The organism is Paenibacillus sp. FSL H8-0317 (genome assembly GCF_045040685.1).
Taxonomy (GTDB): domain Bacteria; phylum Bacillota; class Bacilli; order Paenibacillales; family Paenibacillaceae; genus Paenibacillus.
In genome coordinates this window covers 5,564,933-5,581,142 of sequence record NZ_CP150294.1, presented here as the reverse complement: position 1 = coordinate 5,581,142, position 16,210 = coordinate 5,564,933, and the positions used below count along the sequence as shown (strand labels likewise).

General features: G+C 46.9%; 13 protein-coding genes. 8 read left to right on the top strand and 5 right to left on the bottom strand.

The features are described 5' to 3' along the window. Positions 1–13 precede the first annotated feature (13 nt). Positions 14–955 (bottom strand): helix-turn-helix transcriptional regulator, encoded by a 942-nt coding sequence (locus tag MHB43_RS25025; RefSeq protein WP_405130662.1) that lies wholly within the window; start codon positions 953–955, stop codon positions 14–16. A gap of 308 nt (positions 956–1,263) precedes the next feature. On the opposite strand from MHB43_RS25025, the gene MHB43_RS25020 reads away from it, so the two are divergent. Further along, positions 1,264–2,697, top strand: a complete 1,434-nt coding sequence (locus tag MHB43_RS25020; RefSeq protein ID WP_339178678.1) for a glycoside hydrolase family 1 protein — start codon at positions 1,264–1,266, stop codon at positions 2,695–2,697. A 162-nt stretch (positions 2,698–2,859) separates the two neighbouring features. Here the strand turns inward: MHB43_RS25020 and MHB43_RS25015 are convergent, their stop codons facing one another. Beyond that, positions 2,860–3,525 (bottom strand): phosphatase PAP2 family protein, encoded by a 666-nt coding sequence (locus tag MHB43_RS25015; protein WP_221824790.1) that lies wholly within the window; start codon positions 3,523–3,525, stop codon positions 2,860–2,862. 168 nt (positions 3,526–3,693) lie between these two features. On the opposite strand from MHB43_RS25015, the gene MHB43_RS25010 reads away from it, so the two are divergent. After that, positions 3,694–4,266 (top strand): hypothetical protein, encoded by a 573-nt coding sequence (locus MHB43_RS25010; protein ID WP_221824679.1) that lies wholly within the window; start codon positions 3,694–3,696, stop codon positions 4,264–4,266. Positions 4,267–4,610: 344 nt separating this feature from the next. Here the strand turns inward: MHB43_RS25010 and MHB43_RS25005 are convergent, their stop codons facing one another. Beyond that, complete coding sequence (locus MHB43_RS25005; RefSeq protein ID WP_339305386.1) at positions 4,611–5,396, bottom strand: AraC family transcriptional regulator; 786 nt, start codon at positions 5,394–5,396, stop codon at positions 4,611–4,613. A 19-nt stretch (positions 5,397–5,415) separates the two neighbouring features. Next, positions 5,416–5,997 carry a LysE family translocator gene (locus MHB43_RS25000; RefSeq protein WP_221824677.1) on the bottom strand — a complete coding sequence of 194 codons (582 nt, stop codon included), beginning with the start codon at positions 5,995–5,997 and terminating at the stop codon, positions 5,416–5,418. 206 nt (positions 5,998–6,203) lie between these two features. Between MHB43_RS25000 and MHB43_RS24995 the strand changes: the two genes are divergently transcribed. The 6 genes from MHB43_RS24995 to mmsB all read left to right on the top strand — a co-directional run bounded on the left by MHB43_RS24995 (position 6,204) and on the right by mmsB (position 14,599). Then, on the top strand, positions 6,204–7,211 hold the full coding sequence (locus MHB43_RS24995) for a substrate-binding domain-containing protein (RefSeq protein WP_124116413.1): 1,008 nt from the start codon (positions 6,204–6,206) through the stop codon (positions 7,209–7,211). A 91-nt stretch (positions 7,212–7,302) separates the two neighbouring features. Continuing rightward, positions 7,303–9,171: a sensor histidine kinase gene (locus tag MHB43_RS24990; protein ID WP_339178670.1), complete on the top strand. Its 1,869-nt coding sequence runs from the start codon at positions 7,303–7,305 to the stop codon at positions 9,169–9,171. An 8-nt stretch (positions 9,172–9,179) separates the two neighbouring features. Then, positions 9,180–10,478: a response regulator gene (locus MHB43_RS24985; protein ID WP_405132468.1), complete on the top strand. Its 1,299-nt coding sequence runs from the start codon at positions 9,180–9,182 to the stop codon at positions 10,476–10,478. 316 nt (positions 10,479–10,794) lie between these two features. Next, the gene (chvE, locus tag MHB43_RS24980; RefSeq protein ID WP_076252890.1) at positions 10,795–11,880 is read left to right on the top strand and encodes a multiple monosaccharide ABC transporter substrate-binding protein; all 1,086 of its coding nucleotides are present in this window, start codon (positions 10,795–10,797) and stop codon (positions 11,878–11,880) included. Between the two features lie 21 nt (positions 11,881–11,901). Then, positions 11,902–13,467, top strand: a complete 1,566-nt coding sequence (gene mmsA, locus MHB43_RS24975; RefSeq protein ID WP_133385831.1) for a multiple monosaccharide ABC transporter ATP-binding protein — start codon at positions 11,902–11,904, stop codon at positions 13,465–13,467. Then, positions 13,436–14,599 carry a multiple monosaccharide ABC transporter permease gene (gene mmsB, locus MHB43_RS24970; RefSeq protein ID WP_036674453.1) on the top strand — a complete coding sequence of 388 codons (1,164 nt, stop codon included), beginning with the start codon at positions 13,436–13,438 and terminating at the stop codon, positions 14,597–14,599. The genes mmsA and mmsB overlap by 32 nt, the downstream gene beginning before the upstream one ends. Before the next feature lie 69 nt (positions 14,600–14,668). Here mmsB and mgtE read toward each other — a convergent pair whose 3' ends face one another. Then, positions 14,669–16,039 (bottom strand): magnesium transporter, encoded by a 1,371-nt coding sequence (gene mgtE, locus MHB43_RS24965; protein ID WP_405130661.1) that lies wholly within the window; start codon positions 16,037–16,039, stop codon positions 14,669–14,671. Between the last annotated feature and the right edge of the window lie 171 nt (positions 16,040–16,210).

Sequence of the window (16,210 nt, the reverse complement as noted above, 5' to 3'; positions counted from 1 at the left end):
GGCCTATATTATATCATTCATGGTTGGGAAGTTTGTTCATGACGTTCTGCAAATGTTCAACGGCTTTGATATGACGTCTGAGCAATTCCTGTCCAACATGAACAGGCTCAATTACGGTCAGCTCGGAACCAAATGACAGCAGGAAGGAGTAGAGCCATTCCCCTACATTCAGTTCGAGAGAAACACGGAGCCTGCCATCAGGCTCTTTTTTAATGAGGGAGGGTTCGAAAAAATCATACACTCGGTATGCAATATTGCTGGAGAACGAGAGTGTAAGAGGAGTCAGGACAGGAGCTGCTTCTGATTCAGGGTCGTTTGATCCGGCAGTAACAGAGTGATCGTGTTTTCTCGTTAGAAAACTCAATTGGGTGATCCGTTTCATTTTGAATGTCTCGAATTCTTTCCGCTCAGGATCATCATGAATATAGCCTTTGAAGTACCATGTACTGTTTTTGAATATAAGTTTCTGTGGCTCCACGGTCGGAATGCTCTTCTCACCATCCGAATTAACATAATGAAACGTAATCAGTTGATTCGTTAATATAGCCTGCTTCACCTGATTGAACAGTTCTCTCTCCTGCAGAGGGATGCTGCCCCATGGTGAGAAATTGAATTCGATCCAATCCAGCTTGTGATCAAAAAGGGCGGTTAACCGTTGGAGCATATGGGCACTGTTAAGATGGGGGATCGCACTGATGCTGTATAGTCCCATCAAAATTTCATTCTGGTCTTCTTCTGACAACAGGGACTTGTCCATGACATAGTTGTCCATCAGATGGATACCGCCATGCTTGCCGGTCGTTGTATAGACGGGAATGCCCGCAGCACTCAACCGATCGATATCACGATACACCGTGCGTACAGAAATCTCGAACATACGGGCGAGTTCGGGTGCGGTGGCTTTCTTTTTCTCCAATAACAAAAGCAACATTCGAAATAGTCGGTTATTTTCCATGCTCTTATTATACCATGACAATAGGTGTCAGGGTATGGGTGGTACACTGGTGTAAAAGTCTTACCAAGACATTTTGACTCAGTCTTATAATTTGTTCTTCATTTATTGCGAAGTAGTGAAGGGGACGATATCGATTCTGAAGAAACGAAGTGTTCGCATTTATCATGGGATTTTTCCATTTAGAAATGGGAATAAAAGAAATCCGAGGATAACAGCGATCAGAAGAACGATTCGTGACCGGAACGGCTACTCGCATAATATCAAGCACTTTATATCGAAATGAGTTAAATATGAAGGAGGAACTGGTCATGACAATGAAAGAAGGATTTTACTGGGGTGGCGCAACGGCTGCCAATCAATTCGAGGGTGGATGGAACCAGGGTGGCAAAGGGCCAAGCACGTCGGACATGATGACAGGGGGAACTCACACGATTCCACGCCGGATTACGCCTGTATTGGAAGAGGGCACGTATTATCCGAGCCATGAAGCGGTTGATTTTTACGGACATTACAAAGAAGATATTGCCATGATGGCAGAGATGGGCTTCAAAATGTTCCGCATGTCCATCAACTGGTCCCGGATCTATCCGAACGGTTACGATCTGGAGCCAAACGAAGAGGGATTGCAGTTCTACGATAACGTCTTTGCCGAGTTGAAAAAATACAATATTGAGCCGCTCGTAACAATCTCCCATTATGAAACGCCATTTGGTCTGACACAGAAGTATAATGGCTGGGCTTCCCGTGAAGTCATCGACTGTTATATCCGCTATTGTACAACCCTCTTTAATCGATACAAGGATCAGGTCAAATACTGGCTAACGTTCAACGAAATCAACTGTCTGACGATGCCGATGGGTGCTTATATGGCTGCAGGTATTCTGTTTGAAGGTAAAGAGACACTGGTCGACGGAGTGGATGATCCACAGACTCGTTTCCAGGCATTACATCATCAATTCATTGCCAGTGCCAAAGCGGTGAAGCTGGGACATGAAATCAACCCTGATTTTCAGATCGGCTGTATGGTCGCTTTCATGACAACCTATCCAAACACATGTAACCCGGACGACATGTTGCTCGCACAGAAGAAAGACCAAATCTCCAACATGATCTGCGGTGATGTTCAGGTTCGTGGAGCGTATCCTGGATTCGCCAAACGTTTCTTCGCCGAAGAAGGCATCCAGATCGAGATGCAACCAGATGATGAACAGACCCTGCGTGACGGCTGCGTAGACTTCTACTCCTTCAGTTATTACATGTCTTTGGTTGAAAGTGCAGACGAGTCCCTCGAGAGAGCAGAAGGTAATCTGCTTGGCGGTATCAAAAATCCATATCTCGAAGCCTCCGACTGGGGTTGGCAGATTGATCCAAAAGGACTGCGTTACACGCTGAATCATCTGTATGATCGTTATCAGATTCCACTGATGGTGGTTGAGAACGGTCTGGGCGCTGTTGATGTGGTAGAGGAAGATGGCACCATTCAAGATGACTATCGCATTGATTATTTGAAAGGTCACATTGAGCAGATGAAAGAAGCGGTAGCTGACGGCGTAGATCTGATTGCCTACACCATGTGGGGATGTATCGACCTGGTTAGTGCATCCACTGGAGAGATGAAGAAGCGTTATGGCTTCATTCATGTCAATAAAGACAACGACGGTAACGGAGACTTGAGCAGAACACCGAAGAAGAGTTTCCACTGGTACAAAAAAGTTATCGAATCCAATGGTGAAGAGTTATAATTTGGTGTAAAAAAAAACAGATCCGTCTGTTCGCTTAAATGGGACAAGCGGATTCATGTATCTGAACGAGTTCAGGACTACTATAATGAATATAGAAATACCCGGCTATCCTTCAGTTAAGGAAAGCCGGGTATTTCTTTGTGTAGTACAACAGCGGGCCGCCTAGGCCAGTCTTCTGCTTTGCAGTTGGGACATGCGTTCCAAATGCCGCCGATAAAACCATATGCATGTGGAGAGCCAGCAACCACTTAAGAAGTATCCGCCGACAATATCACTTGGATAATGTACCCCCAAGTAGATACGACTTATCCCAATGGTCAGTATAAATACGGCGCTGGCAATAATCATCAGTACACGTCCAGTGACGGTGGGTACATGTTTCCAGATTAGAAAGGCCAGTCCACCATACAGGCTAAATGCTGCCATAGAATGCCCACTGGGGAAGCTATAACCGCTCACTTCAATGATTCGGTTAATGGTAGGTCTGGCACGCTGGAATACCAGCTTGAGCAATGCATTTAACAGGGTTGAACCTGCGATCACACAAGCCAGGAAGAGCAGTTCGCGTTTGTGTCGCAGGAAAATGTATAACACAATCATGGCGATGATGGTAATGAAGACCACTGGCATTTCGCTGCCGATCCAGGTGAAAAGGTGCATGAATTGTGTCATACCAGGGGATTCCAACCCCTGAATCCATCCGATTAAGGTATCATCAAATCGATGAATCTGGTTGTCGCTGATGGACAGGGCGATGCTTACAAAAGCGATCATGCATAACGCTGCAACGAGCAACGGGAATGAGACGTTTCTTTTCCAGTTTTGCATCAAATGTTCAGTTCCTCCGCGATGTTTGATTTTGTAGATTGTGTCTGCGAATGCGATCATAGCCATATTGGTATTGTGCTATAATTTTACAATAATTATTGCAGCAATAAAAATATGTAACCTTAACACGGTTGTTTGAGCAGAGAATCTAATAGGGGAGTGGGCGGAATGAAACGACGGTTGGTGATGTGCATGTTGGTCTTACTGTTGGTTACGTCTGGGTTAGCTCTATTTCCCGGAGAGAAAGTGTATGCTTGCAGTTGTGTCGAGAGTAATGTTCAAGAGAGATTGAAGACAAACACAACTGTATTTACAGGAGAAGTGGTGAAGAAGGGACGTTCTCAACAGTCGAAGCATGATGGCATCTTAAGAGAGTATACCTTTGATGTAGATACTGCATGGAAGGGGGTTAATGCCAAAAAGATGAAAATTCTCGCGAGTGACGGTGGTTCTGAGTCCTGTGGCATTCAATTTGAAAAGAATCAATCCTACCTGATCTATGCTTATCAATATGAAGTGGATCATAAGCTTCATACGAATCTGTGCAGTCGCAATGTTCCAATTGAACAAGCCGGAGACGATCTGAAATTGCTGGGTGCGGGCAAGCTTGTAAGTAAAGAAGATTTTGGAGAAACCACCGATGGGAGAAGTGAATATATCCAACTCATATTATATGGTGGAGTCATTTTATTGGCAGCGTTGGCAGTCGTGTGGATATGGAGACGAAAGAAAAGAATCTGAGTGCCCAACGAAAAAAGAAGCCAATCCCCGTAAGAACGTTGAGGTACATCCGCGTTCCATACGGGGATTTTCAGGAGTGGCGTCAAAATTGTATCCAATTGGAGCTGGAACTATCGATCCGATGAAACTATATAAATTAAACTAAACATTTACACAAAACGGAGAGGACAGAAAGAACCAGAAGAAGCGTAGCGTTCGCCTAAAAGCTTTCTGAAAGAAAGCTACATCGGAAGCATACGCTATCCCCGGATTTTCCCTTTATAAAAAGGGATCAAAAAAATCTGGGGATAACAGCGATCAGAAGGTTATTCTGTCATCGGAGTGGCCAGTGTATATTCTTTAGTTCATCTTTTATAGTTTAACTGCAACATGTATTCATAAGCTGTGACACCAAATACCCGTTTGAAATGACGATTCAGATGGGTCAGATCAACAAATCCGCAATCGGCAACAGCAGTATATACGTCCTTCTGCTTTTCGATGGATTGACGGGCACGCTCCACCTTGCAGTTTAAGAAAAACTGGTAGGGGGATATACCTGCATGTGCCTTGAATTCACGGATAAATTGAAACTTGGACATGCCAAATTCGGAACTTAGGTTGTCCAGCTTGAGCACATCTTCGGTGCTGCAAAACATGATTTCCTTGGCTTTTCGAACCAGACTGTCCTGAGGCAACCAGAGCTTGGTGTCCATTTCCTTCTGAGCCAGAAGGTGAACCAGATCGAAGACCCGTTCGCTGCACTCGGCTTCGTCCTGTCTGAGTTGAACGGCGTCGTTCAGCATCAGGATCTTACGGGCAAGCTCGGGATCATAGACGATGGGACTTCCAAAACACAATTCCTTTTTGCCTATAATCTCCTCTACCAATTCCGGCTTCAAATACAGCATCACATAGTCAATGCCAGCCTTATCATAGGAACTTCCATCATGGGACTGTTCACGGTTGAACAACATGACACCATTTTGGTGAGACGCCTGATATTGTCCGTCCAGGTTGTATTGTTGAATGCCACGCAGGGTTACGCCAACCGCATACTCTTCATGGCAATGTTTTTTGTATGCAAAATCAGTAAAGCTGGCGGATAGTGCCAGCACGTCTTGCGACTTTTTATAGTTAAATCGTTCCATGCAGCACACCTCCCAAGCTTTAGATTAATCCGGATACTATAATGGCTGAGTATAACAAAAAAAGGGCCATGAGAATACTTAGTATTTTCTGGTGGCGATTCAGCAACGTTTTGAAAACCGTGCCAAAAACAACCCAACTGGAATAGGCCAGGAATCCAATGAAGGTAATTAACACCACGAACAGGAACGAAGAAAATGAACTTTGATAAAAGGGCAATACATAACTTGGAATGACAGTGAAAGTAAACAAGACTACCTTTGGATTCACAAATTGCATGATGAAACCGTTCCAAAATCCGGTAACTTGTTTTGGTGCATCCTCCGTGGTACCCATCTTGTAGATCTGGTACGCCAGATACACCATGTACAGGCCGCCGACAATCTGCATCACCTTCAGAATTCCGGGCAACACTCCCGCAAGAAGCTGATTAAGAAAAGCTGAAGCGGTAAGCAGCAGACCAAATGCCAGCGTAGCTCCCCACACATATTGCATCGTTTGACGTGCCCCAACATGTTGTACGGAAGAAAGAATTACGATATTGCTGGGGCCGGGGGTGAATGTAACGACGATGCAGTAGATTAAAAAAGATGCAAGATTCATAGTGATGATGCTCTCCTCAGGTTGTAGTTTAGTTCCATGATCATACGTCTAGAGGGAGAAACCATATAGTACATTATTGCAGCAGGTACACCGTTAGCAACAGGAGCTTCCTTTTAAAAGATAAGGGGGAGTTTTCTTTTTGAATGATTGCGTTTACAATTTAAACGAAGTACAAGGTGATCAGACAACTTGAGGAAGTGAACGGAATGAAAAAAATGTTGCTTGTTTACATTTTGCTAATCTCAGCATTTGCGTTGTATGTGTTGAGATTCGAATACACCAGTCAGGTAAACAGTTCTTGGGAGGACCGGGGGCTGCGCGGTGATATCGGAGAGACGTATATCATGATTACATTCCAGTCCGGGCTGGAGTATTGGAAGAGCCCGCTCAAAGGCTTCGAGGATGCCGCGGATGCGCTTGGCGTGACCGTAGAATATCGCGGGGCTACCCGGTATGATGCGAAGGAGCAGACCATGGTAATCGAGCAGGCTATCGCTCGTAAACCCGCAGGCATTGCTATATCTGCAATCGATCCTCAATCGTTAGTTCCAGCGATTAACAAGGCAATCGACGCAGATATCCCTGTTGTATTATTTGACGCGGATGCACCCGATAGCCAGGCCTATTCTTTTCTTGGGACAGATAATTACAAGTCGGGTGTAATGGCTGCCGATAAAATGGCTGAACTGCTGGGTCGTGAGGGAGAGGTCGCGGTATTAACCTTGCCCGGACAACAAAATCATGAAGAGCGCACGAAGGGCTTCCGCGATACGATCAAGGAGAGATACCCTTCCATGCAGATTGTTGAAGTTGCAGACGGACACGGCGATGCGATGGTATCCAGAGACGAAACACAGAGAATGATGAAGGAACATCCCGAGCTGGCGGGTATTTTTGTGACTGAAGCTACCGGAGGGGCAGGAGCGGGGGAAGCCGTTCAAACTGCCGGGGACAGACATCCGTTGCAGATTATTTCGTTTGATACAAATAAGGCTACATTGGATATGATCAAGAACGGTACGATCTCAGCTACAATTGCACAGGGAACCTGGAATATGGGATATTGGTCACTCCAATATCTGTTCCATCTACATCACCAGTTAACGGTTCCTGCCCCATCTTCATCCGGTGAAAATGCACCGCTTCCCGTGATGGTGGACACAGGCATCTCTGTGGTGACACGCTCGGATGTGGATGATTACTATGCCAAATAACAAGGAGGATTTTAAGAGTCCAGGGCATTGGAGCAGGAGAGCGATTCTCTCAACTTTCAGGAACGGGATTCGGCGTTTACGCTTGCGTAATATGCCCCTTCGCTACCAGCTGATGCTGCTTTTTCTGTTATTCGCCATTGTACCTTCCGTAGGACTTGGGTTGCTTGTGAACTGGACGGTGGAGCGGGTAGTTGAGCGACAGGTTGAAGGGCATACCATGCAACTGATTGGCAAAGTGAATGAAGCTCTGAACAGCAAAATGGAGAATTTGCAAAATATGACCTATCTGATTGCATTTGACCCGGATATTGATGGTTTTATGAACGACAAAATGCCACCGAATGATGATGCAGGCATCGAATCGATGGACATGGACACAATTACCGAAACACAGCAAAATCGGTTATATGGCATCAAACAAACCTTGCAGGGGTTCACAACATTGTATCCTGAAATCGCCGGGATCGTTCTCGTCAATGCAAGTGGTGACTATATTAGCAACGAGATGTATCCCCGAGCGGAACAGAGCCTGATCCAGGAAAATTGGTACCAAAAAGCTTCGGCCAATCCGGGCATCTTCATGGTATTGGGTCAGCCGAAAGACCGTAATCTCACGACACATGTACGGTACAAGGATGATGAGATTGTATCGGTTGCACGCTCCATAACGGATGAAGCGTCAGGACGTGTGCGGGGCGTTATTATGATTGATCTTAAACTAAGGTCCGTCTCTCAGGCTGCCCGTAATGTAACCTTGGGGAAATCCGGTTATGTGATGGTGACGGATGCAGAAGGTCAAAGTGTATACAAGCCGGAGCACCCGCTAATAGAACACATTCCCACAGACTGGTTCCCCTCCGGTGAGAGTGGAACATTTACCGCCGATACAGAAGGTGGAACGTTATTATTCATGTATCAGTCGTCTACCTTTACGGGTTGGAGAACGGTAGGGGTATTTCCCACAAGAGACTCGATATCCGAAGTACGCCAAATCCAGTTTTACGTGGTTAGCTTTGTATTTGTGGTGTGTTTGTTTGGCCTGAGCGCCTCTTTATGGTTCTCCCGTTCCATTGCTCAGCCCATTTTTCGGCTCATGTCCTACATGCGCAGGGCGGAGACCGGCAATCTCAGACCAGGCCGCTGGAGTGATCGCGCTGACGAGATTGGCATGCTTGGCAACAGTTATAACCGAATGCTGGCACAGATTCGAGAACTGATATCACTTAATGAATTGCGGGAGCGGCAGAAGCGTGACGCTGAGATGCGAAGTTTGCAGGAGCATATCAAACCACACTTTTTGTACAATACCCTGGATACGATTCATTGGATGGCACGCAAAGAGGGTGCAGAAGATGTATCCGGCATGGTAGGCGCGTTATCTCGATTATTTCGCATAGGGCTTAGTAAAGGACAGGATTACATTCCGCTGCATTCCGAGATTGAGCATATGACCAGCTATCTGCAAATTCAGCAGACACGATACCGCGATCGTCTTCAGTATACATTGAATATTCCAGAGGATCTGCGGAACCTTTTTGTGTTAAAGCTGCTGCTTCAGCCCCTAATAGAGAATGCAATCTATCATGGAATCAAGGGCAGACGTGGGCCGGGACACATTCGGGTGGAGGCCAGATTGGAACATAACAGACTGCTGCTGACCGTTCAGGATAATGGAGCAGGAATGTCCAACGAACGGCTTGCCGAGATGCAACAGCTGCTCGAAGCTCCTTTGGCCAGTTTGGAAGCGTCTTCGCCTGGGATGACAGGCAAAAGTTATGGAATGTTGAATGTGCAGGCCCGTCTCCGGCTGTCCTTTGGTGACGAGTACGGTATTGTGCTGGAGAGCCAGGAAGGTGAAGGAACGAGTGTGACCATCATTCATCCGTTGATGCGGGAGCTCCCACCAACCAAGCAAATCAATAACGAAGAGAGGCAGGAGAGTGAATGGGAAAATTCATGAAGTCGACCGTGACAACTTCCACTGAAACAGATGAGACACCCGCTTCAGCCACGGTAATGGAGATTACGCAGGATAGCGATGTGGCGAAGAAATACCGCGTGCTCATCGCTGATGATGAACCGATCATTCGTGAGGGGATTCGAGATGCCATTGACTGGGCAACGCTTGGGATGGAGGTTGTTGGTGAAGCGGAAGATGGCGAGGAAGCGCTGGAACGGGCGGCTGACTTGGGTGTGGATATTGTTCTCGTTGATATGAATATGCCATTCCTGAACGGTATCGAACTAATCCGTGCCCTTCAGCAGAAGTGCCCGGGCTGTCGTTACCTGATCATCTCGGGACATGATGAATTTGCATATGCGCAGGAGGCGGTTCGTCTTGGCGTAGAGGATTACATCTTGAAGCCTGTGCAAGCAGAACAATTATATGCTGCACTTGAGCGATTGCATCAGCGACTTACTGAAGAGCACCAGAGGACGGCATATGTACAACAGGCAGCTCATCAGATTGAACGTAATATCCCGTTGCTTCGCCAGCGATTTATGCTGGAGTGGCTGGAGGGGCAGGCTGAAGGAAGGGATCTGACGGAGCAGCTTGTGTTTTTACGGCTGCCCGCCGTCCCACCTGTGCAGATCGGGGTCGTACGCTGGCCTGCCGCTGAAGCTCGTCAGACGATACTGAGAGAGAATGATCGTCAGTTGTTTCTGTTTGCAGTGGAAAATATAATTAGTGAACTGCTGGGGGACGTGCCACATGTCCTGTTTCGGGACGTAAGCGGCTTGATCGGCATGTGTCTGTGGCAGGAAGCTCCTGAAGAAATAGAGTCTCTATTGGAACAACAGATCAGTTCTTGCCTGAATATTGCCATTCATGCTCATGTGGCGACACATGCAGGGACACTGGAAGAAACGCCCGATACGTACCGTCATTGCCGTGAACGGGTTTACGGGGAAGTGCAGTTGTCGCCTCTGGTGCGCAGGGCAAGACAACTTATTCACGAAGAGTATGCCGATCGGGAACTGACGCTGGAATCGCTCGCTTCCCGTCTACAAGTATCTGCTGTATATCTTAGTCGTGTGCTGAAGAAAGAGCTGAATGATTCCTTTGTCACGCTTGTCACGCATGCTCGCATTCGCAAGGCTATACAGCTGTTGGACTCAACAACACTGCCGATCCACACCATAGCTGAGCGTGTAGGTTATGATACCCAGCATTATTTCAGCACTGCGTTTAAGAAAACAATGGGCATTTCACCAGTGCAGTATCGAAAGAACGGGGGGACAGCTTATCATCCTTCCGCGAATTAAATATCGCATTACAGTTGTTCATTCAGACGTGTGATAAATGAGATGGATATGTTCTACTTCGTGTGAAGCGAAGTGGAGCATGTCTTTTTTTGATTCTGGTATGGTTTCTCATGGGTCACACTTGTATTTTAAGCGTTTCCATCAAAAGTTGAATTTTTATAAAAAAGGTTCAAAACGTGCAAAGACCTTGCGGCATCTCGAATGCTACCATTAGTCTCAGACAGGAACAGCAAGCAACAGGATGCACTACATGTATTGTAAGCGTTATCTTATAACTCATTCAGAACCGTATGACGTGAGGAAAGGGGAACTTCATATGAAAAAAGGAGCAATGCTCATCTGGCTTCTGGTGATGACCTTGATGCTCTCGGCCTGCAATCTGGCAGAGAGTGGCCCAGGCAGCAAAGAAAAGGGATATGTCGGTATATCGATGCCAACCAAATCATCAGAACGATGGGTGGGAGACGGGGAGAACATGGTCCGTCTGTTTCAGGAGCAGGGGTACAAAACTGATCTTCAGTATGCTGAGGATGTGGTCGAGAATCAGATTTCACAGATTGAAAACATGATCACCAAAGGTGTGGATGTGATGGTGATTGCGTCCGTGGATGGCAACACATTAACGGATGTTATCAAGAAAGCGCATGACGAAGGGATACAAGTGATCTCGTATGATCGGCTCATTCGCAATACGCCCTATCTAACCTATTACGCCACGTTCGACAATTTTAAGGTGGGTGTGCTTCAAGCCTCCTACATCGAACAAAAGCTTGGACTCAAGGATGGAAAAGGACCGTATAACATTGAGCTGTTTGGTGGCTCTCCTGATGATAATAACGCCTATTTCTTCTTCGACGGTGCGATGTCTGTGCTGAAGCCGTACATCGATTCCGGCAAACTGGTGGTACGGAGCAAGCAGATGACGATGGCTCAGATTGCGACCTTGCGCTGGGACGGAGCACTGGCCCAGTCACGGATGGATAACCTGCTGAGTGCGTATTACTCGGGTGATAATCTGGATGCAGTATTATCTCCTTATGATGGAATCAGTATTGGTATCATCTCATCCTTGAAAGGGATTGGTTACGGTACTTCGAACAAACCGCTGCCCGTTATTACAGGACAGGATGCCGAACTTGCCTCGATCAAGTCAATTGTGGCCGGGGAACAGACGCAGACGGTGTTCAAGGATACACGGAAGCTAGCGGAGAAGACGGTAGAGATGGCCAATAGTATTTTGCAAGGAAAACAGGCGGAAGTTAATGATACAACATCATATAACAACGGAATTGAGGTTGTTCCGGCGTATCTCTTGGATCCCATCTCGGTGGACCGTACAAATGTGGAGCAGGATATCGTTGGTACACAGTATTACACGAAGGAAGAAATCGGACTGAAATAATAGATGAAAGGAGCACATCCCATGGCCGGAATCATTCTGGAAATGAAAAACATCACCAAAACCTTTCCTGGCGTCAAAGCGCTGGAAAATGTCAATCTAAAAGTCCGGGAAGGCGAAATTCATTCCATATGCGGTGAAAATGGTGCAGGTAAATCTACGTTGATGAAGGTACTGAGTGGTGTATATCCACATGGCACGTATGAAGGCGACATTTTATTTCAGGGCAAAAAGTGTGAGTTCAAGGATATTAAGCAGAGCGAGGATCTGGGGATCGTCATTATCCATCAGGAGTTGGCCCTGATTCCCTACCTTTCGATTGCGGAAAATATATATCTGGGCAATGAGCGTGCCAGCAGAGGAATTGTCAACTGGAAGGAAACTTTTGTAGGTACACGGGAACTGCTCTCGAAGGTGGGGCTGAGCGAAAATCCAAACACGCTGGTATCCAGCATCGGGGTAGGCAAGCAGCAACTGGTCGAAATTGCGAAAGCGCTCTCCAAAAAAGTGCGGCTGCTTATTCTGGATGAGCCAACCGCTGCGTTGAACGAGGACGACAGTGAAAACCTGCTGCAATTGATGCTGGAATTCAAGAAACAAGGCATCGCCTGTATCCTGATCTCACACAAGCTGAATGAGGTATCCAAGGTATCCGATTCCGTGACCATTTTACGGGATGGCAAGACAATTGAGACATTGGATATGAAGAAGGAAAAAGTGACGGAGGACCGGATTATTAGCGGAATGGTAGGACGTGATCTCACCAGCCGTTATCCGGAGCGTCATGCCACCATAGGGGAAGTCATCCTTGAGGTAAAGGACTGGACGGTATATCACGAACATCATGCCGAGCGGAAAGTACTGGATCAGATCCATATGAATATCAGACGTGGTGAGATTGTAGGTATTGCCGGGCTGATGGGCGCTGGGCGTACGGAGCTTGCCATGAGTATCTTTGGCAAATCCTATGGCCGGAATATTTCGGGTCAACTCATTAAGAATGGTAAACCGATCCACAACAATACTGTCACAGAGGCTATTCAGAACGGTTTTGCTTATGTGACAGAAGACCGCAAGGAATACGGACTCATTCTGATGGATGACATCAAGCGCAATATTTCCTTGACGGGTCTGAGCAAGCTGACGCGAAACGCAGTAGTGAACGAGCGTGAAGAAGTACTGGTAGCAGAAAAGATGAAGAAAAGCATGAACATCAAAGCACCAAGTATTTTGCAGAAGACCGGTAATCTGAGTGGAGGCAACCAGCAAAAAGTGGTGCTCAGCAAATGGATTTTTGCCGGACCAGATATTCTTATCCTGGATGAACCTACCCGCGGTATTGATGTGGGAGCAAAATTCGAAATCTATACGATCATTCATCGGCTTGCTGCTGAAGGCAAGGGTGTACTGGTAATCTCATCCGAGCTTCCGGAGGTTCTTGGCCTGTGTGACCGGATCTATGTGATGAATGCCGGACGAATCACCGGTGAAGTCAGCCGGGAGCAAGCATCGCAGGAAACGTTGATGAGATATATGACCAAGTCTGGAGGCGGCAAGCATGGAAATGATAACAAAACTGTTCAAAAATAATATCCGTCAATACGGCATGATTATTGCCTTGGTAGTGATTATGCTTTTGTTCGAGGTACTTACAGGCGGGCTGTTGCTCAAGCCGATTAATATTACAAATTTGATTTTGCAGAACAGTTACATTTTGGTGCTGGCGATCGGAATGGTGCTGGTCATCATTACCGGGCATATTGACCTGTCTGTTGGTTCCATTGCAGCCTTTGTTGGTGCCGTTGCTGCGATTATGATGGTTGATTGGCAGCTTCCGGCTTGGCTTGCAGTCATCGCTTCCTTGCTGGTTGGAGCTTTGATCGGTGCATGGCAAGGCTTCTGGATCGCCTATGTGCGGATTCCGGCATTTATCGTGACGCTGGCAGGGATGTTACTGTTCCGCGGCTTGACGATGATCGTGCTGGAGGGGCAATCGATCTCTCCTTTCCCGGGTGGTTTCCAGAAAATAAGCTCTGGCTTCCTGGCGGACATTCAGTTCTCAGGTTTCGGTCTGGTATCTATCATTGTGGGTCTTGTGCTCACCGTCTGGTACATTGTCAATGAACTGCGGGAACGCCGTTCCCAGCGAAAATATGGATTCGAGGTCGTGTCACAGGGACTGTTTTTGCTCAAGTTGATTGTGGTGGCAGTTGTGACAAATCTGTTTACGTTTGTACTCGCAAGTTATGCAGGTATTCCGAATATCCTGGTCCTGCTGTTTGTCCTGATCGTTGTGTACTCCTTCGTAATGAATCGAACTGTCATGGGACGGCATGTGTATGCGCTTGGAGGTAATGAGAAGGCCGCAGGTCTGTCTGGGGTCAAAACAAAAAAGGTAACCTTCTGGGTTTTCGTAAACATGGGTACACTTGCCGCGGTATCCGGGTTGATCTTCGCCGCACGTCTGAATGCAGCTACGCCAAGAGCGGGTACCAACTTCGAGCTGGATGCCATTGCGGCCTGCTTCATCGGTGGTGCTTCCGCTTCAGGGGGCATAGGTACGGTATTTGGTGCCATCATCGGTGGTTTGGTTATGGGTGTGCTGAATAACGGGATGTCCTTGATTGGTCTCGGTATTGACTGGCAACAGGGAATTAAGGGATTGGTACTACTGCTCGCTGTAGCGTTTGATATCTATAATAAAAATAAAAGATCAGCGTAACACTTGGTAAAATGAAAAAACAGACCTTGATCTCAGGATCAGGTCTGTTTTGCTGTATGCCCAACTTAGTTACATCAAGGCATCGAGGAAACGTGTGGCGATTCCAAAATAGATAAACAGGGACAAGATATCATTCAATGTGGTGATTAACGGGCCAGAGGCAACAGCCGGGTCGACTTTGAAACGGCTAAGCAGAAGCGGGATGCATGTACCGGTCAGTGTACCAATGACAAGAGTGAGGAACAGAGATACCCCAATAATGGCGCCCAGCAGCCAGTCCCCTTGCCAGAAATAAGCGATGACAGTAATCAGCAATCCACATACCAAGCCAATCATTATGCCTACCTTGATCTCCCGACCAATCAGTGCGAGTACGGTGGCTTTGTCGAGTTTGCGTCCGATCAGTCCGCGTACCACAACAGCCAGAGACTGCGTTCCTGTGTTACCGGTCATACCTGCGATCATCGGCATGAAGAATGCCAATGCCACAACCTGATTGAGTGTATCTTCGAAAAAATCCACGATACTTCCCGAGATTAATCCAATCAAGAGAAGCAATATGAGCCAGGGAAGCCTGCGTCTGACGGCCACAAGTGGTTTGGTATCAAAGTCGATATCCTTGCTGCCGCCCCCCATCTTGGCCAAATCTTCACTGGCTTCATCCATAATAATATCGATGACATCATCCATCTGAATGATACCGCATAACCTGTGATTTTCATCCACCACCGGAAGTGCAATAAACTCATAACGCTGTAGAAGCTGTGCTGCTTCTTCCTGGTCCATATCTACCGTTGCATGGATCACCCGCCGGGTCATCAGTTCTTCAACCTGGGTCTTATCGTCAGCCAAGGCAAGAGATCGATAACTCACAACACCGACCAGTTTGCCTTCATCATCGGTCACATAGAGGTAACTGGAGGGGGAGATATGCATGGTGCCTTGCGATTGCCGTAGGGCTTCCTTTGCTGTCTCGTGGGAGAGCAGGGTCCGGTACCGATCTGTCATGATGCGTCCTGCCGTCTCCGGCGGGTAATTAAGCACGGATCGGATAATGGCAGAGTGATCCAGGTTCATGTTGGACAGCAATTCTTCTCTGCGTTTGGCAGGCAAATCGTGCATGAACCGGATCAGATCACTTTTGTCCATCTGCTGCATGACTTCAAGTGTTCGTTCCGGCCCAAGTCGTTCAAACAGTTGAATCTGTTCGTGCAGCTTCAAGGTCTCGGCGAGATCCGCCAGAGCATCGGGTTTGAACAGGAGCAGAAACCGATTGGTTTCTTCTTCAGGGAACTTTTTATATACAAGTGAGAGGTCGTAGGGATGCAGTTCTTTCACCAATTTATAGAAATCGGGAAGGTTCTGGGATTGTACATGTTGCACGAGTTGTTCGGTGATCTCCTCCACAGAGAAATCTTTTTTGGTATGAGGTCCGTTCATATCGACACTCCTTTCTAAACGGTCAGCTTCATATTTTTAAACGAAATGGGTTGGCGGTTAAACAAAATCGAGAAAAAGAGAATATCCAAAATGGATATTGTAATCTTGCTCAAACATTCGATATGGGCTTACAAACAGCCGCTGCAAGGATATACTTGTTGTACAGCAACA

What these genes read in the sequence shown, in the direction of transcription:
- MHB43_RS25025 (WP_405130662.1), bottom strand. Translation starts at nt 955, where the DNA reads ATGGAAAATAACCGACTATTTCGAATGTTGCTTTTGTTATTGGAGAAA.
- MHB43_RS25020 (WP_339178678.1), top strand. Translation starts at nt 1,264, where the DNA reads ATGACAATGAAAGAAGGATTTTACTGGGGTGGCGCAACGGCTGCCAAT.
- MHB43_RS25015 (WP_221824790.1), bottom strand. Translation starts at nt 3,525, where the DNA reads ATGCAAAACTGGAAAAGAAACGTCTCATTCCCGTTGCTCGTTGCAGCG.
- MHB43_RS25010 (WP_221824679.1), top strand. Translation starts at nt 3,694, where the DNA reads ATGAAACGACGGTTGGTGATGTGCATGTTGGTCTTACTGTTGGTTACG.
- MHB43_RS25005 (WP_339305386.1), bottom strand. Translation starts at nt 5,396, where the DNA reads ATGGAACGATTTAACTATAAAAAGTCGCAAGACGTGCTGGCACTATCC.
- MHB43_RS25000 (WP_221824677.1), bottom strand. Translation starts at nt 5,997, where the DNA reads ATGAATCTTGCATCTTTTTTAATCTACTGCATCGTCGTTACATTCACC.
- MHB43_RS24995 (WP_124116413.1), top strand. Translation starts at nt 6,204, where the DNA reads ATGAAAAAAATGTTGCTTGTTTACATTTTGCTAATCTCAGCATTTGCG.
- MHB43_RS24990 (WP_339178670.1), top strand. Translation starts at nt 7,303, where the DNA reads ATGCCCCTTCGCTACCAGCTGATGCTGCTTTTTCTGTTATTCGCCATT.
- chvE (WP_076252890.1), top strand. Translation starts at nt 10,795, where the DNA reads ATGAAAAAAGGAGCAATGCTCATCTGGCTTCTGGTGATGACCTTGATG.
- mmsA (WP_133385831.1), top strand. Translation starts at nt 11,902, where the DNA reads ATGGCCGGAATCATTCTGGAAATGAAAAACATCACCAAAACCTTTCCT.
- mmsB (WP_036674453.1), top strand. Translation starts at nt 13,436, where the DNA reads ATGGAAATGATAACAAAACTGTTCAAAAATAATATCCGTCAATACGGC.
- mgtE (WP_405130661.1), bottom strand. Translation starts at nt 16,039, where the DNA reads ATGAACGGACCTCATACCAAAAAAGATTTCTCTGTGGAGGAGATCACC.